The following is a 20,413-nucleotide window of genomic DNA, read 5'->3' on the forward strand; positions in this document are numbered from 1 at the left end:
AAGAGCGCCGAAGAGGCTTCGGCCTCATTACCCACAACAACCGGTACTGAGGCTGAGGACTTTCCCGATGCCCCCCCTCAAGATGTGATTTCGAAGGGGACGCTCTCAGACGTAGACGAGGCAAAAGAGAGCGCGCCGGAGCCGCGTGGTGTTGAAGCCTTTCTCGAAGACAAGTATGACGGCATGCGAGCGCAGGTGCACTGTGGAGATGCAGGACAGCCCGGACGTGTCGCGATCTACTCGCGCAATAAAGAGGACGTGACCGAGAGCTTTCCCGAACTGGAAGAGGCCTTTGCATGCGTCCGTTCGGAGGCAGAGGTGGCGGTTGGGTCACTCATCTTTGACGGAGAGATCCTGGGATGGGACTTCGAGCAGGGGCGTGCACTGCCGTTCGCAGTGCTGGGGCAGAGGATCGGACGGAAGCGGGTCTCGAATGAGTGGCGGCAGCAGGTGCCCGTGGTCTTTATGGCCTTCGATCTGATGTACGCTGGCGGCGAACTGCTGTTGGAGTTGCCGCTCAGGGAGCGACGCAATCGACTGGAGACAGTGGTGGAACGGCTGGTTGAGAAGGTGGTGTCTCCGCTGCTGGTGGACGAACGCGCGCGAAACTCGCAAACGGTGCTGTTCGCCGGTGACGAGAGCATAGGTCTGGAGCGGCTCATGATCTCGCCATCGCGGCTGGTGGAGTCCGCCGAGGATATCGACCGGGCCTATGCCGACGCGAGAGCGCGAGCGAACGAGGGAGTGATGTTGAAGGCGGTAGGCTCTGTCTATCAGCCCGGCCGTCGCGGCCTCGCGTGGGTGAAGTTGAAGCGGGAGCTCGCAACGCTCGACGTCGTGGTGACGGGGGCCGAGTTTGGGCATGGCCGTCGTGCGGGCATCTTGAGCGATTACACATTCGCGGTGCGCGGCAGCAATGGCGAGCTGCTCAATGTGGGAAAGGCGTACTCGGGGCTTACCGATATTGAGATTGGCGAAATGAGCGCGTGGATGATGGAGCACACGCTCGAAGATCAGGGATTCTTTCGCACGGTCGAACCTCTGATGGTGCTGGAGATCGCGTTCAACAACATTATGCGCAGCGGTCGCCACGCTAGCGGATTTGCACTCCGATTTCCACGCATTTTGAAGATTCGCACAGACAAACCAGTAAGCGAGATTGATACCGTCGAGCGGGTCGAGGAGGTCTATCAATCCCAGGTGGATAAACCTACTGAATCGTAATAACTCGATTAGCAATGACGGAGAGTTACCGATGGTGACTCTGGTAATGAAATTGGAAATCGGCTTTATATCAATTGCGGCGTAAGCCATTCGCCTGCTAGGCTGCAACCCTGACTCTCTGGGCCCGGTACGAATAGGTTTGCGGATGAGACACCAAAGCAGCTACTTTCCTAGCGGTATAACTCGATTCCTCATTATTCTTTCGAGTTTCTGCGCCTTGGATCTTCTGTCGTGGCCGATCTTCTTTTCCTACTTCCTTTGGGTCTTCGCGGATAGAAGCAATTTTCTCAATCTCGACTACCTGATATCGCAGCATCTTCGCATAGGGGTCGACACCTTCTATTCGTACGGACTGCTTCCAGTGTTTCTACAGCATGTCCTGTTTGCCGTCTTCGGGCGGGGCTACTGGCCCATGATCGGATGCACCATCGTAGTCGCCATTCTGTTGGCGGTTTTCTGGTCCATGTTTGTGCGCTCTGTCTCCAATCGATGGATCTATCTCCTGGCGGTCGTGGCGATCTCGCCTCTTCTTCTGGGCGGAGTCAATCCCAACTTTCCTTACTCGCTGGTAGAGCTCTCCATGTTGTTCTCTCTGCTGTTTCTTCTGAGGGGACGTCCGGAGGTGGCTCTTGCGATCTCGATGATAGGGTGCGTGAGCGTTCCCTCGTTGCCACTCCTTCTTACTGGTCTTCTGGTGCTGTATCTCGTGGTGGACTGGTGGAGCGAAGGCGTACGCAGGCCGTCGGTTCTGCTGCGCCGGCTCGCTCCTGGCATAGCGACCTATGCAGTGCTTGCGGTTTTTCTAGGCACGTTTTTCAGCTTCAGATCGATGCTGGCAACCGCGCTGCCAGTGATGGGGATGAAGTACTACTACGTCGCCAGAAATACAGGCTTCAACGATCTGATCTCGTTTTTACATCCGCCGGGATACAGCTTCAAATACTATGCGGTGTACTCTTTTGTCACGCCGGTTGCATGGTGGGTCGTCAGCACGCTTGGGCTTGTCGTTCTCGCACTCTTCGCGGCGCGCACGATGATTCGCAACCGCAAGCCAGATCCCCGGCATGCCATCGTCGTCTTCTGTGCGGTCATCCAGGTCTTCTTCGCCTGTTTTGCTTATCGGAATGAAGGCGAGCACTTCATCTACGATCCTGTCACCGCAGCAGGCATGCTCGTGGCGATCTCGGTATTTCCGGTTCCACGCTATCGCAAACGACTTCTTATTCTGTTTGCCTGCATCGGACTCATGGCCCAGGCGAGTCAGATTCGTCATTCTCTTTCATCCTGGAAAGAGACTTCTCCTTCTTCGCTCACGGCGAGACTCTACGCCGAACCGGAGTACCCCTCGGAGATGGCGCATATCCTACAGATCGCCGCTACGCAGAAGGTGCTGCTGATGTCGAACGCAACAGGCGTGCATCACTTCTACCCTAAGCTCATGCCGGTGAACTCATGGTTTCTCGTCTCGGGGCTTATGGCTCCGCCAGACCGGGAACGTGTGCTTGCCAGCATGCGTAGCGCGGACGTGATCGTCGAGGATACCGTCAACCCGCCATGGTTTATCGACCGCGATCCTGAAGCGATAAAAGAGGTACGCGGTATGTGCCTCACCGAGGTGACGAAGCACTTCCAGATCTGGTGGAAGACTCCTCCGGATGGTGCAGTCTGCAAAGCGAATCCGCGTCAGACACCTGGCAATGCCGTTGCAAATCTCGAGAGATAAAGACTGGCGGAATAAGCGTTCTGCTCTGTGATCCAAGCAAGTTGTCTACATGCGAAGGGACAACGGTTCGACCCGTGTCACCGTCTCCGTGGTTAGCATGCTGCGCACGAGCGCCTTCCTGCGTCCACGCCACATGAGTGACAGATCTACCCATCGAGGCGGAGAATGCTAGGGTGAGCTTCAAGATATCCAGACGCGGATTGTTGCAGGGCGGAGCTGCTATCGTCGTAGGCGGAGCCTTGCAGCGCGCAGGGTTTGCTGCGGTTGGAGCGCCACTTGAAGAGGTGGGCTACGGGCAGGTAACGCTCAAGAGCGCGATGCACCTGGCACAGTACGAGAATGTCCGCTCCATCCTGATGGGTCTCAGCGACGATAGCCTGCTAATGCCGTTTCGAAAGATGGCTGGTCAGGATGCACCGGGTGAAGATATTGGCGGCTGGTATCAGTACCGCGCCGACTATGACTACAAGAAAGATGACGCCGGACTGGCTCCCAGCGCGACCTTTGGGCAGTGGGTTTCAGCCTTATCGCGGATGTATGCGATCTCCGGCGACCCCGCATTGCAGCAGCGAGCGTTAGGTTTGAATCATCTCTATGCGAAGACGATTGCGACGCAATACTATGCGAAGAATCGCTTTCCCGCTTACTGTTTCGATAAGCTTGTATGCGGTCTGATGGATGCACATCGCCTGGCAGGAGACGCGGACGCGCCTGCGATCCTCGAGCAGACGCATAAGGCCGCGCTGCCGGAGCTGCCTGGTCGCGCTATCGATCGAGAGGCGATCTGGCGGCAGGGCAAGGATGTCTCCTGGACCTGGGACGAGAGTTACACGCTGCCGGAAAATTTGTACCTTGTATCGGCACAGATGGGAGCGGAGGGCCACGTGTATCGCGAGATGGCCGACCACTATCTCGATGACGCTACGTACTTCGATCCACTGGCGCGCGGGGAGAATGTGCTGGGTGGGAAACATGCGTACAGCTATGTCAATGCGCTCTGCTCAGCGATGCAGGCTTACATAACTGGAGGCAGTGAGAAGCATCTGCAGGCAGCGAAGAATGGCTTTGACATGCTGCTTGCCCAGAGTTTTGCGACTGGAGGATGGGGGCCGGACGAGCTATTGCGAAAGCCCGGCTCGGGCGAAGTGTTTGCAAGCCTGGCCAAGAGCCGCAACAGCTTCGAGACGCCATGCGGATCTTATGCACACATGAAGCTGACGCGCTATCTGCTGCGCTGCACGCGAGATGGTCGCTACGGAGACAGCATGGAGCGGGTGATGTACAACACAGTCCTCGGAGCGATGCCTCTGCAGCCGGACGGGCACGCCTTCTACTACGCGGACTATCACTCACGCGCCCAAGTCGATCCTGCAGCAAACTCCCCGGAAGAAGCTCTGGGTTGCGGAGGCAAGCGTGCCTACTCCTCTCACCGCTGGCCTTGCTGTTCAGGTTCGCTGCCGCAGGTCGTCGCGGACTACTGGATCAATGGGTACTTTCACGAGCCCGGTGCTGTATGGGTGAATCTCTATCTGCCCTCCACTCTGCGATGGAGGGAAGGCTCGACAAGCATCGAGATGGAGCAGGAGGGGACATACCCAGAGACGCCCGAGGTTCGCCTTCGCATGAAGACCTCGCAGCCGATCTCATTCTCGCTGAAGCTACGCATTCCAGCCTGGGCCGAAGGCGCCACACTTCAGGTGAATGGCCGGCCGGTGCCACTCCGGGTCGTTTCGGGCTTTGCCACGGTTCAACGGAGATGGAAGACGGGAGATACCGTGAAGCTGCAACTGCCGATGAGGCCTCGGCTGGAGGTGCTGGACGAAGCGCATCCGGAGACCGCAGCGGTGATGGTAGGCCCCAGGGTTTTATTTGCGTTGGCTTCGGATCAGGTTGTGACAAGCAGGAATCACGCACTTAACCTCCAACAGTCTGGCTTAGGGGAGTGGATGCTGCAGAGCGCGAGTGGTCCCATCAGGATGGTGCCGTTCACCGCTGTAGGAAGCCAGGTCTACTCAACCTACCTTCAAGTGGTGGACTAGCGGTCGCATGGCTTCGCGAGTCGAAAAATTTACAGCGGAGCCATCATCGCTCGCATCTTAAGTTCCATGGAATACAGACAGCTTGGTAAATCGGGACTGAAGGTGCCGGAGCTATGCTTCGGTGCAGGGACGTTTGGCTCAGCCAACGAGTTTTTCAAGGCCTGGTCGGAGACGACTCAGGAAGAAGCGAACCGGATAGTCGATATCTGCCTGGACGCTGGAATGAACCTGTTCGATACGGCAGACGTGTATTCGGATGGAGAGAGCGAGAAGGCGCTAGGCAAGGCGCTGGCCAAGCACAACCGAAGCGATGTGATGATCTCGACCAAGGCAACCTTCCGCATTGGCAAGGGTCCGAACGACGTCGGCTCGTCGCGCTATCACTTGATTCAATCCGCAGAGCGCTCCTTGAAGCACTTGGGCACAGACTATATCGACATCTATCATCTGCATGCGTTCGACGCGACCTCGCCGGTGGAGGAGACGTTGCGTGCGCTCGATGATCTGGTGCGAGAAGGCAAGGTCCGATACATCGCCTGCTCGAACTTTTCGGGATGGCACCTGATGAAGTCGTTGAGCGTAAGCGAGCGTTATGGCTGGTCGCGCTACGTCGGCCACCAGGTTTATTACTCGCTGGTGGGCCGAGACTATGAGTGGGAGCTGATGCCACTTGCACTCGACCAGGGCGTAGGCGCCTTGGTTTGGTCGCCCTTGGGCTGGGGCCGTCTCACCGGAAAGATCCGTCGCGAGACAGGTATCCCGAAGGACAGCCGGTTGAACTCCAAGATGGTCAGCGACTCCGGTCCACAGGTACCGGACGAGTATCTCTACACGGTCGTCGAAGCGATCGACGAGATAGCCAAAGAAACCGGAAAGACCGTACCGCAGATCGCGCTCAACTGGCTGCTCCGAAGACCCACGGTCTCTACCCTGATCGTCGGTGCAAGAAACGAGGAGCAGTTGAAGCAAAATCTTGGCGCCATCGGCTGGGAGTTGACCAAAGAGCAGGTCGCCAAGCTTGATAAAGCGAGTGAGCTGCCGAAGACTTATCCCTACTGGCACCAGGCGCAGTTCAAAGAGCGCAACCCCTTACCAGTGTAGCGCCGGGATCGTGTCATGCCCTCGTTGTCGGCTGGCGGGCCGCAGAAGCCCGATCTCAGGATGGCCTGTGGCCTAAAAATTTGGGCAAAATTCGAAACGTTCGTCTACTCAAAGGATCAAACGAAGAAAGGAGCTTTAAAACATGACACTTGAGGACAAGTGCGTTCTCATCCTCGGCGGAACCTCTGGCATCGGCCTTGCTGTTGCCGAAGGCGCGAAGGCCGAAGGTTCAGATGTCATCGTGGTCTCGAGTAGACAAAGCCGGGTCGACTCGGCCTTGAAGCTGCTTGGCAAAAGAACTGAAGGCTTTGTTGCGGATCTCTCGGATGAGAGAGCAATCGAAGCGCTCTTTACCAAGGTTGGTCCATTCGATCACCTCGTCTACACGGCGGGAGACCCGGTGCTGCAGAGACCGCTTGGAGAGACCAGCCTGGAGGACGCGAAGAAGTCGTTTGACGTACGGTTCTGGGGAGCGGTGATGGCGGCGAAGTATGGCAGCAGATCGATCCGCCCAGGGGGTTCCATCGTCTTCACCTCCAGCACGCTGCCGAGGCGGCCTGTGGCCGGCTTCGCCATGGGAGCGAGCCTCAACGGGGCCATGGAAGGTTTTGCCGTCTCGCTCGCCGTCGAGCTCGCGCCGGTACGCGTGAATGTAGTGGCGCCCGGCATCGTGCGAACGCCGATTTGGGACCGGCTGCCGGAGGCGCAGCGAGAGGCTTACTTCGCATCGCGAGCCGCTACGTTGCCGGTTGGAAGGGTGGGCGAGGCTGTGGATGTCGCCGAGGCTTACCTCTCGTTTATGCGAAGCCGGTTCACGACCGGTCAGATCCTGGTCGTGGATGGAGGCAGGCAGCTGGTGTAACTGCAAGGGAAGGCTGAACTGTTTTTTCGCTCCGCATCTCATAGTCTTGGTTGTAAATTCTGAATATGAGGATGTCGCATGAAGATAAAAGATGCCTGCACTCTTTGATTTATCGGGCAGGGTCGCTATCGTGACCAGTGCAATATTCTTCGGCTCCGCTGCGGTCGCTGAAGCATCTAGGGACATATCTGTAGCCGCGGATTGGGTCATAACTAAACTTCATCAGACCATCCCGGTAATCGATACCGACTGTCATTTGAGCAAACGCCGTATAACCGACGAAGCCCGGCACCTACCTAGGTTTGCCTGCCTGCAGGCTTCGGCTAATTTTTGCGTTCGCGAGGATTGAGTGAGATTACGGATCTCTGCTTTCTTGTTGGCCACCTTTCTTCTTTGCGTCAGTGGATTTGCGAAGCCCGTAAAGGCGCATCGTTTCACCGTGGAAGGCGATCACTTCGCACTCGACGGCAAGCCCTTCCAGGTGATCTCCGGAGAGATGCACTATCCACGAACCCCGCGAGCCTACTGGCGGCAGCGGCTTCGCATGGCCAGGGCGATGGGGCTCAATACGATTACCACGTATGTCTTCTGGAATGTCCACGAGCCGCAGCCCGGCGTGTATGACTTCTCCGGCAATAACGACGTAGCGGAGTTCGTGCGCGAAGCGCAGCAGGAGGGTCTTTATGTCATTCTGCGTCCTGGTCCTTATGTGTGCGCAGAGTGGGAGTTTGGCGGATATCCGTCGTGGCTGTTAAAGGATCACGAGACGGTCGTGCGCGCCAGTGATCCAAAGTTCATGGTTCCTGCAGCGAAGTGGATTGCGCGCTTGGGCAAAGAACTGGCTCCGTTACAGATCGGCAATGGCGGGCCAATCATCCTGACGCAGGTTGAGAATGAGTACGGATCGTTCGGTAGCGATCATGCTTACATGGAGCAGATTCACAAGCTCCTCGTCGATGCAGGATTCACCCGCTCGCAACTCTACACTGCGGACGGTCCCGAGCAGGTCAGTAATGGTTCACTGCCAGAGCTTCCCGTGGGAATCAACTTTGGTGGTGAAGAAGAGGGAGCGGCAGAGCAAGCATTTACAAAGTTGAAGGAGGTCCGCCCCAACGGCCCGTTCATTAACAGCGAGTACTGGGCCGGCTGGTTCGATCATTGGGGAGCAGATCACGCGAACACCCATGCAGACAAGCAGGCCGGCAACCTTCAGTGGATGTTATCTCACGGTTACTCAGTCAGTTTTTATATGTTTCATGGCGGCACGAGCTTTGGCTTCATGAACGGAGCCAACAGCGATGGAAAAGGAAGCTACGAGCCGGACGTGACCAGCTATGACTACGACTCCGCTCTTGACGAGAGTGGACGGCCCACGCCGAAGTACTTCACCTTCCGAGACATCATTGCAAAATCTACGGGAGTCACTCCGCCGCCAGTTCCTGAGGTTGCCGCTGCCATCCAAACCCCCAAGACAAAGTTCGTTGAAGCGGCTTCTTTGTGGAAGAATCTACCCGCCCCCCTTCGTTCAGAGCATCCGTTGAGTATGGAAGATATCGACCAATCCTACGGCTACATTCTGTATCGCACCAAACTCAAGTCTGACGCGCAGGGAGAGTTGGTCATCGATCAGCTCCACAGTTATGCGCAGGTCTATCTGGATGGCAAGCTGATAGGAACGTTAGATCGCCGACTGAATCAAGATCGTCTCACATTGCCCCCGGTTGGCGGCGATGCGCAACTGGACATCCTTGTCGAAAACACAGGCCGCGTCAACTTTGGCAAAGCGATCGGCGGCGAACGCGCCGGTATTACCAATCAGGTGACGCTGGCGGGTAAGGAGCTTACAGGCTGGGAGATCTATTCTTTGCCGATGACCGATCCGTCAGCCTTGAAGTTTTCCAACGAGGCCTGTGAGGGAGCGTGTTTCTATCGCGGAAACTTTGAGCTCTCCGCTCTCGGCGACACCTTCCTCAACACCAGCGAATTCGCCAAGGGCCAGCTTTGGCTCAACGGTCATAATATGGGCCGGATCTGGAGTGTCGGCCCCCAGAAGACCCTCTACGCACCGGCACCGTGGCTTTTGAAGGGAAGAAACGACGTCGTTGTCTTTGACCTGCAGGGGAAGATGGGCGCCTCACTACGGGGATCGGACAAACCTGAACTCGGAGCACCCACGAAAGAGTCACCTGTAGCCCAATAAGACGTCCCTAAAAGAGAAGAGCCTCAGGCATGTCCCGAGGCTCTTATGGGTTGCATGAGTCGCAAGGTTTAGAACTTCATGAGAAATGCAATGGTTATGCGGTTCTCGCTGTTGCGCAGGTCCGGACTCCATCCTGGTACCAGAGAACCTGGCGCGCCGGTATTGCCGCCTGGTGGAGTAACGCCGCCGGGTCCGGCAAAGTAAGGGACGTTAGCCGCACGGTGGTTGTACTCCAGGCGATAGGTAAAGTACTGGCTTGGCATGTAGTCGGCTGTCACGGAAGCGTCCCACGCTTTGAACGGATCACCCGGGTTCTCCGTGAAATAGGGAGTTCCTGAAGCGGCTGTCGCCCCATTGATCGGCGGGAGAAGGACGAGGTAGCGGCCTGGGTTGTTGATGCGTCCTCCGCCAAGTGTCAGGCCAAATCGATCACGATCGAACCAGAGCCGGTTGTAGGCCATGAAGCCGAGAAAACTCTGCTTTGGCCCCGTCTTCCCGTTGCCAAAGCAGCTCACGCCGCCGCCGCTCTCGCAACCTGCGTCGCCAGTTAGAGTTGCGGCCGCCTTACTGATGAAGGAGTCGTGCCGCTCGTAGTACTTGTACTGAACACTATCGTCGGTATGGTAGCGGGTACGTGATTTTATGCCCAGCGCATCCTCTCCAAAGCCGTACTGATTGCCGACGATCGACCAATTCCCGTTTGGCCGATAAAGGATCGATCCGCCCAGCCCGGGCCTATTGTTGAACCGGCCGTAGGATTGCCAGCCGTTGATGAACCAGGGTTCGATCTTCAACTTGGCAGTAGGAAACCATTGCACGCGCACACCATTGAAGAACCAAGGCGTGTTTGACGATACATAGGACGGCTGATACGCCCAGTTATCGAACTGGTAAAACGAGAACAGACCTATGTAGGAGAGAAAGATGCCGGCATCCACGTTCAGACCGTGTTGCACGTTGAAATGGTAGCCAGCATTGGCTTCACTTACATAACGATAGGCGTCGGCGAGGTCCCACTGGCCGCGCGAGGGGCTGGCATCATTGCGGGGCGTTGCCGTGGCGTAAAGACCGATCTGGCTCAAAACGCGGGCGCGCACGTTGTCATAATGGAAGTCGCCGCCTACTCCGAGGTCCGTCAGGGTAACCTCGTTGGACCGAAAAACCTCGCTCGATCCGACGATGGTGTCGTCCTGCGGATGGCGGAAGTCGTAGGTATAGCTCACATCGGAACGTATATCCGGCGTGAAGAATTTGGTTGCATACGGTGTGTCCTTGGTCCGTGGGTTGCCGGTGAGCCACGTGAAGTCGGCAAAGGCGAACGGCTCCGAGTGCGGACTGGCTGGATCGGTCACCTCCGGTTCGGCCTCTGCAAGAACGGAAGAAGAGACAGAGGCTTTGGCTGTCGTGACATGATGGGTCTCCGGCGCAACGGCGCTGGCCTGCTTCAGTTCCATCAACTCGCGCTGAATCTCTTCGAGCTTCTCCTGGAGTTGTTGAATCTTCTGATCCTGAGCTGTCTGATGCTCCGGTGTGACCTGAGTATTTTCTACGGCCGACTGCAGATTCGGCTCTGTGGCCTGAGCCCGGAGATTGCTTGTGCAAAGAGCCATCCCAGCTGCAAAGGTGAAGGCAGCCAGACCGAATCGTCGACCACGTGACTTTATTATGTTTTTCACTGACGCTCCCCATTCCTTCCAGCCCTATGGCTGGCGCAAGAAACCTCCAGACCGCAAGACGCTGATATTCAGAGCCTAGCGAGCGCGCTATAACGAATTCGTTAAGAAGTCATAACGAATGCATAAAGGGAAGTTGAGTTTGGATGAAGAGCTGAAAAAGAGAAGGGCCGCATCCATTTGGACGCAGCCCTCTGTTGTCTTCTTTACTAGCGTGCAGGGTTAGTGCCCGGCTGAGGCGTTCGCATGTTTCGGCGGCCGCGGAATAAAAAACAGCAGCGGCAGCATGCAGGCGCAGAAGAGTGCCATGTACTGGATGATATCGAGATAAGCCAGCATCGCTGCCTGCCGGTGTAGCTCGTTGTAAAGGTAGGCTTGCGCAGTGTGGGAGCCAGTGCCGGTCATCGGGTTGCCGCTGCTGTGGCCGCCAAATATGCCTTTAAGCTTCGCCACCTGGTTCATGAAAGCTTGGTTGCCCGAGGTAAGGTTTCGCACCATATGGGTCTCATGGCTGGCCGTCCGGCGTGTCAACATCGTCGCGACGAAAGCCGTCCCCACAGAGCCGCCGATGTTGCGAGCCAGGTTGGTCAGGCCCGAGACATCGTTGTTCTCTGACTGCTTCACACCAATGTAAGCGATGGTGTTGATCGGGATAAACAGAAAGGCAAGACCGGATGCCTGGAAGCAGCGCACGAAGACCAGATAGCCGTAGCTCACGCCAAGGTTCAGCGTGTGCATCGTAATCAGCGACAGCGTCAGCATCACGAAGCCGTACCCGATCAGCTTGCGTGGATCCACCTTGCCGACCAGGATGCCCACGATAGGCATCATGCACATCATCATCAGGCCAGCAGGCGAGAGGACCAATCCAGCCAGCTCCGCAGTGTAGCCAAGCAGCGTCTGCACAAACTGCGGAATCAGAATCGTCGTGCCATAGAGAGAAAATCCCAGCACAAACATCAGCAGAAAGCTGATGGAGAAGTTGCGCCGCTTGAAGAGCGTGAGATTAAGGATCGGCCGATGACCCTCTCTTAGCTGCTTCAACTCCCACCAGATCATCGCCACAAACGCAATCACCATCGCAACCGCGAAGAACGTAATCAGATGAGAGGAGAACCAGTCATCCTCCTGCCCCTTATCCAGGATGAACTCGAGCGAGCCGAAGGTCAGGCCGAGAAGGCCGAAGCCGAGGAAGTCGAGCTTGATGCCGCCCTTTTGCGACAGCTCAACCTGTTTCTTCACATAAGGTGGATCTTCCACGATGCGCGAGGTGAGAAAGAGAGAGAGCAGGCAGATAGGAACATTCAGGAAGAAGATCCATCGCCAGTCGAAGTTGTCTGTGATGTAGCCACCAAGCGTCGGTCCAATTGCCGGCGCGCACACCACTGCCAGACCATACATCGCAAAGGCCTGCCCGCGCTTCTCCGGCGGAAAGGTATCGGCAAGAATCGCCTGCTCCGAAGGAGCGAGTCCGCCGCCGCCCACACCCTGCAGTATGCGGCAGAAGATCAGGATCGGTAGCGAAGGAGCAAAGCCGCAGAGCGCAGAGCTGATGCCGAACAGCGCCACGCAGATCATGTAGAACTTCTTGCGCCCGATGAAGGTCGTCATGTACGCGCCGGCCGGAAGAATAATGGCGTTGGCGACCAGGTATGCAGTAAGAACCCAGGTCGCTTCATCCTGCGTAGCGCCCAGCCCACCCGCGATGTGCGGCAGCGCGACGTTGGCAATGGAGGAGTCGAGCACCTCCATGAAGGTCGCCAGGGTTACCGTCATGGCGATGATCCACGGATTGATGCGCGGCTTCCATGGCCGCTCGACCGTCGGATGCTGTTCAGAACCATGCGCTTCGGAGAGTTGCCCCTCAGGGAGTTCGATTGCTGTGGCTGCCATGTATGGGTTATTCGATTGTAGAGGTGATGGCCGGGATTCAAAGAGTATCCGCTAAAAACAATCAATGTCATGAATAACTTACCAATCTTGCGTTGATGATACGTTCATAGCGAGGCCATTTCGGGAGGAGCGGACATGTACATTCCCCGTGCCAATCAGGAAACTCGCATTCCCGTCATTCACCAGTTGATGGACGAGCAACCCTTCGCCTCTCTCATCACCATGGGCGCCTCTGGCCTGTTCGCAACGCACATCCCGATGGTGCTCGAACGGCAAGGTGATACCCTTGGCCGTCTCAGATGCCACATCTCCCGCGCGAATCCGCAGTGGCGCGAGTTCTCTCCCGGCATCGAGGCGCTTGCGATCTTCTCTGGCCCGCAACACTACATCACGCCCAACTGGTACCCGGAGAAGCAGGAGAACGGCAAGGTCGTGCCCACCTGGAACTACGCGGTCGTCCATGCCCACGGACATCTCAATGTCATCCAAGACCTCAACTGGCTAAGGTCTCACCTCGAAAGTCTGACCACAGTTCATGAAGCCGGCTCCCCCGTTCCATGGAAGATCGAAGACGCTCCGGCCGACTATATCGCCTCGCAGATCAAGGGCATCGTCGGCCTGGAGATGGTCATCACTCGCCTCGAAGGCAAGTGGAAGGCCAGCCAGAACCGCTCGGAACCAGACCGCGAAGGCGTTGCGAACGGACTTGCTGAGCTGAACACATCCGAAAGCCTCGCGATGAAATCCCTGGTGGAGAGGCGCGATTGACTCCGTCCCCGCTCCTCTAAAAATCGCGATACGCTTAAAACAATGCTCTTATCCAGCCCGCGCACCCGGTTCGTTTGTGTCCTTTATCTCTTAGCCTTTTCCTCGCCTCTCCTTGCCCAGACGGCGAAGCCCGCGGCAAGCGTGCCGCCAGAGGTAAAAGAACCCACACACGCTGACCTGTTACGCGGAGCCTATGGCCCCTATCGCGCGAACAACGATCTCCTTTTCTACCACCTTGACCTCCGCGTTGACCCCGAAAAGAAGTTCATCAGCGGCACCAACACCATCCGTTTCAAGATGCTCGCCAACGGCACCCGCATCCAGCTCGAGCTCTTCCCTACCCTCCAGATCGATAAAATCTCCCTGGGCAAAACCCCGCTGAAGTATGTGCGTGACGGAGGCACTTTCTTCGTCGACTTCCCGAAGACCTTACGCTCCGGCCACACCTACTCCATCGACGTGCACTACTCCGGAAGCCCCGTCGAAACCGGCCGTTTCGGCTGCTTCACCTTCAAGCAGGACACGGCAGGCCATCCGTGGATCAACACCGCCTGCGAAGAGACCGGTGCCAGCGTCTGGTGGCCCAACAAAGACCAGTGGCGCGACGAGCCGCAGGAGGGAATGGAGATCGACGTCGCCGTTCCCAACGGCCTCATGGATGTCTCAAACGGAAGGTTCATGGGCAAGAAGGACCTCGGTGACGGGTACACCCGCTGGGACTGGAGGGTGCACTACCCTATCAACAACTACGACGTCGCCCTCAACATCGGCAACTACGTTCACTTCGCCGACAAGTACCTCGACCTGCCGCTCGACTACTACGTCCTGCCCGAAGATCTCGAAGGAGCCAAGCGCCAGTTCGCGCAGGTGCCTGGCATGATGAAGGCGTACTACCACTACTTCGGCGAGTACCCCTTCAAGAAGGACGGCTACAAACTCATCGAAGTTCCTTACGCGGGCATGGAGCACCAGAGCGCCGTCGCATACGGCAACCACTTCCACAACGGCTATCTCGACCGCGACTGGACCGGCGTCGGCATCAGCCCGCGCTTCGACTTCATCATCATTCATGAGAGCGGTCACGAGTGGTTCGGCAACGCCATCACCGCAGCCGACAAGTCTGATATGTGGATCCACGAGGGCTGGACCACCTACCTCGAGTGCCTCTACGTCGAGTACAACTACGGGCATGAAGATGAGGTGAAGTACGTCAACGCGCTGAAGAAAAAGGTGAAGAACGACCGCCCCATCATCACAGCTCGCGGCACCAACGCCGAGCCGCCCCAGGACCAATACTTCAAAGGCGCCCTGTTCATCAATACTCTGCGAAGCATCGTGAACGACGACACCCGCTGGTTCGCCTTGATCCACGACTTCTACCAGCACTTCAAATATCAAAACATCATGACCGAAGACGTCGAGCAGTACTTCAACCAGCAGACTGGCATGGATCTAACCCCGGCCTTCGATCAGTACCTTCGCCACACAGCGATTCCCACACTTGAGCTGAAGTTCGACGAGTCCGCGGGCACGGTCCAATACCGTTGGCAAGCCGACGAAAAGGCATTCGCCATGCCCGTTCGCGTAGGCTCGAAGGATCAGAAGGATCAGAAGGATCAGTGGCAGATCATTCATCCAACAACCGATTGGCAAACCATCAAGACTCCGTTTAAAAAGGATCAGTTCGACGTGGCCACCGATCTCTACTACATCAACGTAGAGAAACAAGCCACGCAGTAAGGTGCATACTAAAGTCTGAGACAGACTTCGTATCCTTTCGCTGGGGCGGCTTTCAGCGGTAAAACGAAGTGGAATGGGGGAGACGCGCAATGCATCCGGATCTTGAGAAGTTGATCGTATTGCAGGCGCATGACGTGGAAGCCAAACGTCTGCGCGATGAGATGGTAGCCCTGCCGAAGCAAGTTGCGGCACTCGAGACCAAGGCAAAGGCAACCCAGGGCCAGCGCGCGGTCGTCGTCGATCTGATCGCTAAAGAAGAAGTCCTGCGCCGCCGTCAGGAGTCCGACGTCAAGGACCAGAAAGCCAAGATCGACCGCACGCGCAAGCACATGGATCTCGCCACCACCACGGTGCAGGTCACCGCCTTCGAGCACGAGATCGCATTCGCTCAGGCGGAGATCGGCAAGCTTGAAGACGCTGAGATCGAAAGTATGGAACGCAGCGAAGCACTTGAGTCGCAGAAGATGCTAGCCGACGAAGCCGTCACCGATACCACCGCAACTCTGGAGCGCGAGCGCGTTCGAGCTGCCGAAACGACCGCACTCGACAAAACTCTTCTGGCGGCAGTAGAGGCGAAGCGCACCGCAGTCCGCGCCGAAATAGGCGAGGCCGCTCTCTCCACCTACGACCGCATCGCCAAGGGCAAGGGAACGGCAGTCGCAGAGGCGCTCAATCAAAAGTGCATGGCCTGCCAGATGATGGTGCGACCGCAGCGTTGGAACGACCTCCGTGACCGCAGCAACGACGAAACCATGATGACCTGCGAGAGCTGCGGCCGTCTGCTCTACTATGATCCCGCACGCGACGCCCCGCAGCGAAAGACGGTTCCCGTAGAAAGCATCGCAGCATCGATCATCCGGTCTCTATAACTCGGCACGGAAGAATGAGCTGCGATGGCTCAGGGTGAAACCTTGAAGAGAATTTGCATAGACATGGACGAGGTGATGGCGGATGCGCTCGGCGAGCATCTACTCCGCTATAACCGGCACTTCGGCGAGAAGATTACGCTCAAAGACCTCGAAGGCAAGTGGCTCTGGGACGTAGTCTCATCCGACCGCCACGCCGTGCTCGACGCTTACCTCCGCTCCGAGGACTTCTTCGAAGTGCTCGCCGTGATGCCCGAGTCGCAGCGTGTCCTGCAACGGCTGCACATGAACTATGAGGTCTTTATCGCGACCGCGGCCATGGAGGTCCCCACCTCGTTCCAGGCGAAGTATCGCTGGCTCGCAAAACACTTCCCGTTCATCCCTGCGTCCCACATCGTCTACTGCGGAGACAAGAGCATTCTGCGCGCGGACTACCTCATCGACGATAACCCGCGCCAGTTGCGGCGTTTCAAAGGTGAGGGAATCCTCTACAGCTCTCCGCACAACGCTGGCGTCACCACCTACAAGCGCGTCGACAACTGGCTCGATGTCGAGAAGCTGTTTCTGGGCTAGTCGAAAGACACGCCGCTCAAGCGTAGAGACTCGACTCGAACCTTTGCAGCGCAGCGTCAGACCACGCATGGCTCGACTTGCGCCACATGTCGCCCTGCTCCGACATAAAGTTCGGAAAGTCCATCCTGCAATATCCGCAACGGGCCTGAAAATCGAAGAGCGCCTGTGCCGTTCCGTCAAGATAGAGCACCGCCTGCAGCCCGTCGCGCGACCACTCTACTGACGCAATGCGCTGCGGCTCCGGACGTTGCAGCTCTGCATCGCTCTTGGCCAGCGCAGCCACGTTGTAGATCAGCATCGCGTCCATAATGCTGTGTTCATGCACCTCCTGCGAGCGGTCGCAGGCGTAAAAATATCCAGCGACTCCCTCATCTTCAAAGACCACGGTCCACGGAACGACCGTGGAGTTGACGGAGAGGAAGGCGCGGCCAGGGGTAAAAGAAAGCGACTGCATATCTCTCACGATACACTCGATGAGACGGCTGTTGAAGCGCCTCTGCCGCTACACCTTCCGCGACAGAAGGCACGTCAGCATCGCACAGCCAAATGCGAGAACGACTCAAACTCAGACGCAAGGAAGATAAAGGCCGGCCTACTTCAGAATGGGAATGAAGCTCCCTCGCATCAAATTCGGACGACCGCAGCAGTTGGCTGCGCTGCTGTTGCTGGTCTTTGTGGCGGAGTGCCTCTGGGTCATTGGCAGGCAGCAGCTTTCGCAGCAGGACTACCGCTACGCCGAGTGCGGCCGCGAGATGTGGGAGCGGCCCTCACCCCTGGCCGGCTACTTCACCACCTGCGGCAACCTCAACGGCGACGGCACCTTTGCCTACCGTGTCGCCGGGCTGCCCCTTACCGTGCAGCGACTGGTGATGCTCGGCGCAGACAGACTCCGTAAACCCGAGAACCGTCTCTACGCCCAGGGATCGTTGAACGGCTCCACGTGGGAGGCGCGGCACGAGCTCTTCAGCGTAAAGTACCTGCTCCATCTGCCGTTTCTCTTCTTCGCGGTCTGGCTCGGCGGCGGCCTGTGGTGGGTCTCGCGCAGGCTCTTTGGCAACGAGGGAGGATTCTTTGCGCTAGGCCTCTACTGTTTTTGTCCCGCGATTATCCGCTCCGCCGTGGCCCCGAATAACGAAGTGCTGGCCATGTGGGGGCTCTACGGTCTCATCTACACCGCAATGGGTGTGGCTCATGCCATGCAGGGCCCGCGCCGCAAATGGCGGCCCAGAATCGCGCTTCTTACCCTCTCACTCGGCCTTACCGCGGCGGCTCACCTGCTTGCCGCGATCGTCGGCTTCCTCATGGCTATCGTATGGATGATGTACCTGGCGCAGCGCCGGCGCAGCTTCGTCATGCAGATCCTGATCTTCGCCGCGGTCGGAGCGCTTGCGATTCTGTTCGCGTCTTACGCCTTCCGTCTCGCTCCTTTCAGCTACATCTTCACCGGCGGAGGCGCACGCTTCTGGTTCGCGCTCGACGGCGCAAAGCGATTCTTCCTGAACACAGAAAATGCTCCCATCGTCGTCGCAACTCTTGTGGCGCTTCTGCTCTATGCTTCGACCCGCCGTTGCCGCTACTTCGGCAACACAGCGCCTTTGGTCGTGGTTCTTCTCCTCTTTCCTCTGGTAACGACCCAGACGGTGTCTCAGCCATGGTTATGGGCGCTGCCATTCCTGTTCACCTTCATCGGGGGAGTCTTCGCCGACGTGCTCGAGATGCGTCAACGGAAGATGTTTCTGGCATTGTCAGGCGCCGTCCTTCTTATGCAGGCAGCTCTCTGCATGACTCTTCTTCCTCAGATCGCTCGATAGGCGGTTCCGAAGAGTTGAGCGAAAGTTGTATCTCGTTTGCCACCCATTCTCACGCTGATCTGCGCTCGATTCTCAAGAAATCCTGCATAATAAGTCCGCACCCTCATAAAGTTTGTGCGTCTTTGAAGGATGGTCTCGCCCGTAATGATCAAAGTCTCTCTCCGCTCAGCCTGCACCGCATCGGCACTCACAGTTTTGCTTCTGGTCGGCGGATGCCACCGCCACCGTAAATCGAAGTCTCAGCCGAACACAACGGCGTACGCGGACAAGCTGCACGAGATGGTTGCGAAGAAGGCGTTGCCGCCGGAAAAGGTCGATACGACGAAGGTTCCTAACCTCCGCTGGCCGAACTTCTCCGACTACGAATCCATCGTCACAACCTTCTACGACGACCGTAACTACGAAGTTGCGTGGACCCGTGACGGCGCACCAACCGCCACCGCGAAGGGGTTCATCCAGGCCTTTCAGGACGCAGCAGCGAAAGGCCTCATCCCCGAGGACTACGACGCCTCACGCTGGGCCGACCGCGTTCAGGCTCTCAACAGCAAGTCCGATGACGCAATCTCCCTCTTCGACGTCGCGATGACTGTCAACGTGATGCGCTACATCTCCGATCTTCGCGTCGGCCGCGTCAACCCATCGCACTTCAACTTCGAGATCCCCGTTCAGGACAAGAAATATGACCTAGCCGAGTTCGTCTCCGACAACGCCGTCGATGCCACCGACGTGCCGAAGCTCATTACCAGCGTCGAACCGGACTCCGACGAGTACCGCCAGACCGAAGCCGCCCTCGCGCACTATATCGAACTCGCAAAGCAGCAGGGCGAAGCGCATGCGGATCCGCTCCCGACCGTAACCAAATCCGTCGCGGAAGGCGGCACCTATCCCGCTGCCGCTGCCCTCCTCACCAGGCTCCAGTTGGAAGGAGACGCGGATGCCGCTGCTACGCTCGATCCAGCAAAGATCACGGCCTACGACGCCACGCTCTCCGACGCCGTCAAGCACTATCAGCATCGCCACGGCTTCACCGAAGACGGCAAGCTCGGTGCACAGACCATCAAGTCCCTCAACGTGCCGATGGACCTCCGCGTCGCTCAGCTGCAGGACTCCCTCGAGCGTTGGCGCTGGCTTCCGGAACCCTACCTCCACGCGCGGCTTATGGTGAACCTGCCGGAGTTCGTTCTGCGTGGTTACGACCCCGACCACAAGCTCGACTTCGCCATGCGCGTCGTCGTCGGTCAGGCAAAAGGCGGCCACGATACTCCCGTCTTCACCCACATGATGAAGTACCTCGTCTTCCGCCCTTACTGGAGCGTCCCGGTTGACATCGCCCGCAAGGAGCTGGTGCCTCACATCCAATCGAATCGCGGCTATCTCGCCAGCAAGAACTTCGAAGTCACTAACAACAAAGGCGTCGTGCAGACCGACTACACCGCGCACCAGGTCGCGCAGGGTGCCGTCATGGTCCGCGAGAAGCCCGGCCCGAAGAACTCGCTCGGCCTCGTCAAGTTCATCTTTCCCAATCAGTACGACATCTACCTCCACTCCACGCCCGCGGTCGCGCTCTTCGACCAGACCCGCCGCGACTTCAGCCACGGCTGTATCCGCGTGCAAAAACCCGCCGATCTAGCGGCCTGGGTCTTGCAGGGACAAGGCGACTGGGATCTCGACAAGGTGCAGGAAGCCATGAACACCGGTGCGGACAACAAAACCGTCAGCCTCAAAACTCCCCTGCCGATCGCAATCTTCTATCTCACAGCAATCGTGGAGGATGGCGACGAGGTCCACTTCTTCGACGACATCTACGGCTACGACTCCGAGATGCAGGAGGTCTTTTCCAAGGGGCCGCCGTACCCGGTCAAACCCGAACCCATCGTGCCCAAGACAAAGGTAGGGGAGACCGTTTAGAAGCATGTAAACTGCTGTCCTGATCTGGAGCC

14 protein-coding genes and 1 pseudogene are annotated in these 20,413 nt (G+C 57.6%); 12 read left to right on the top strand and 3 right to left on the bottom strand.

The window, feature by feature from the left end; genetic code table 11:
- The 6 genes and pseudogenes from GSQ94_RS06115 to GSQ94_RS06140 all read left to right on the top strand — a co-directional run.
- Positions 1 to 1,224, top strand: a pseudogene (locus tag GSQ94_RS06115) (ATP-dependent DNA ligase); the annotation flags it as partial.
- A gap of 217 nt (positions 1,225 to 1,441) precedes the next feature.
- Positions 1,442 to 2,947 (top strand): hypothetical protein, encoded by a 1,506-nt coding sequence (locus GSQ94_RS06120; protein WP_158942565.1) that lies wholly within the window; start codon positions 1,442 to 1,444, stop codon positions 2,945 to 2,947.
- Between the two features lie 173 nt (positions 2,948 to 3,120).
- Positions 3,121 to 4,986 (top strand): beta-L-arabinofuranosidase domain-containing protein, encoded by a 1,866-nt coding sequence (locus GSQ94_RS06125; protein WP_158942567.1) that lies wholly within the window; start codon positions 3,121 to 3,123, stop codon positions 4,984 to 4,986.
- Positions 4,987 to 5,052: 66 nt separating this feature from the next.
- On the top strand, positions 5,053 to 6,087 hold the full coding sequence (locus tag GSQ94_RS06130; protein ID WP_158942569.1) for an aldo/keto reductase: 1,035 nt from the start codon (positions 5,053 to 5,055) through the stop codon (positions 6,085 to 6,087).
- A gap of 142 nt (positions 6,088 to 6,229) precedes the next feature.
- Positions 6,230 to 6,949, top strand: coding sequence for an SDR family oxidoreductase (locus tag GSQ94_RS06135; protein ID WP_158942571.1), 720 nt, complete (start codon positions 6,230 to 6,232; stop codon positions 6,947 to 6,949).
- Positions 6,950 to 7,325: 376 nt separating this feature from the next.
- A complete protein-coding gene (locus tag GSQ94_RS06140) occupies positions 7,326 to 9,149 on the top strand; it encodes a beta-galactosidase family protein (RefSeq protein WP_254063686.1) in 1,824 nt (607 codons plus the stop codon).
- A 68-nt stretch (positions 9,150 to 9,217) separates the two neighbouring features.
- Here the strand turns inward: GSQ94_RS06140 and GSQ94_RS06145 are convergent, their stop codons facing one another.
- Entirely contained in the window at positions 9,218 to 10,759 is a 1,542-nt protein-coding gene (locus GSQ94_RS06145) for an outer membrane beta-barrel protein (RefSeq protein ID WP_158942573.1), read from the bottom strand.
- Between the two features lie 285 nt (positions 10,760 to 11,044).
- The gene (locus GSQ94_RS06150; protein WP_158942575.1) at positions 11,045 to 12,715 is read right to left on the bottom strand and encodes a DHA2 family efflux MFS transporter permease subunit; all 1,671 of its coding nucleotides are present in this window, start codon (positions 12,713 to 12,715) and stop codon (positions 11,045 to 11,047) included.
- Positions 12,716 to 12,850: 135 nt separating this feature from the next.
- Between GSQ94_RS06150 and GSQ94_RS06155 the strand changes: the two genes are divergently transcribed.
- The 4 genes from GSQ94_RS06155 (at position 12,851) to GSQ94_RS06170 (ending at position 16,662) form a co-directional block, all read left to right on the top strand.
- The gene (locus GSQ94_RS06155; protein WP_158942576.1) at positions 12,851 to 13,483 is read left to right on the top strand and encodes an FMN-binding negative transcriptional regulator; all 633 of its coding nucleotides are present in this window, start codon (positions 12,851 to 12,853) and stop codon (positions 13,481 to 13,483) included.
- Between the two features lie 141 nt (positions 13,484 to 13,624).
- Positions 13,625 to 15,223, top strand: a complete 1,599-nt coding sequence (locus tag GSQ94_RS06160; RefSeq protein WP_254063687.1) for a M1 family metallopeptidase — start codon at positions 13,625 to 13,627, stop codon at positions 15,221 to 15,223.
- 89 nt (positions 15,224 to 15,312) lie between these two features.
- Positions 15,313 to 16,092: a zinc ribbon domain-containing protein gene (locus GSQ94_RS06165; protein WP_158942580.1), complete on the top strand. Its 780-nt coding sequence runs from the start codon at positions 15,313 to 15,315 to the stop codon at positions 16,090 to 16,092.
- 24 nt (positions 16,093 to 16,116) lie between these two features.
- Positions 16,117 to 16,662 (top strand): 5'-3'-deoxyribonucleotidase, encoded by a 546-nt coding sequence (locus GSQ94_RS06170; RefSeq protein WP_254063688.1) that lies wholly within the window; start codon positions 16,117 to 16,119, stop codon positions 16,660 to 16,662.
- Positions 16,663 to 16,678: 16 nt separating this feature from the next.
- Here the strand turns inward: GSQ94_RS06170 and GSQ94_RS06175 are convergent, their stop codons facing one another.
- Positions 16,679 to 17,116, bottom strand: a complete 438-nt coding sequence (locus GSQ94_RS06175) for a DUF2251 domain-containing protein (protein ID WP_158942584.1) — start codon at positions 17,114 to 17,116, stop codon at positions 16,679 to 16,681.
- Positions 17,117 to 17,270: 154 nt separating this feature from the next.
- Here GSQ94_RS06175 and GSQ94_RS06180 point away from each other — a divergent pair, with 154 nt between their 5' ends.
- Together GSQ94_RS06180 and GSQ94_RS06185 are read left to right on the top strand one after the other, a co-directional pair.
- Positions 17,271 to 18,473 (top strand): hypothetical protein, encoded by a 1,203-nt coding sequence (locus GSQ94_RS06180; protein WP_158942586.1) that lies wholly within the window; start codon positions 17,271 to 17,273, stop codon positions 18,471 to 18,473.
- A 144-nt stretch (positions 18,474 to 18,617) separates the two neighbouring features.
- On the top strand, positions 18,618 to 20,381 hold the full coding sequence (locus GSQ94_RS06185; RefSeq protein WP_158942588.1) for a murein L,D-transpeptidase: 1,764 nt from the start codon (positions 18,618 to 18,620) through the stop codon (positions 20,379 to 20,381).
- The last annotated feature ends 32 nt before the right edge of the window (positions 20,382 to 20,413 follow it).

The sequence above is a fragment of the Granulicella sp. S190 genome, from assembly GCF_009766095.1.
Taxonomy (GTDB): Bacteria; Acidobacteriota; Terriglobia; order Terriglobales; family Acidobacteriaceae; genus Edaphobacter.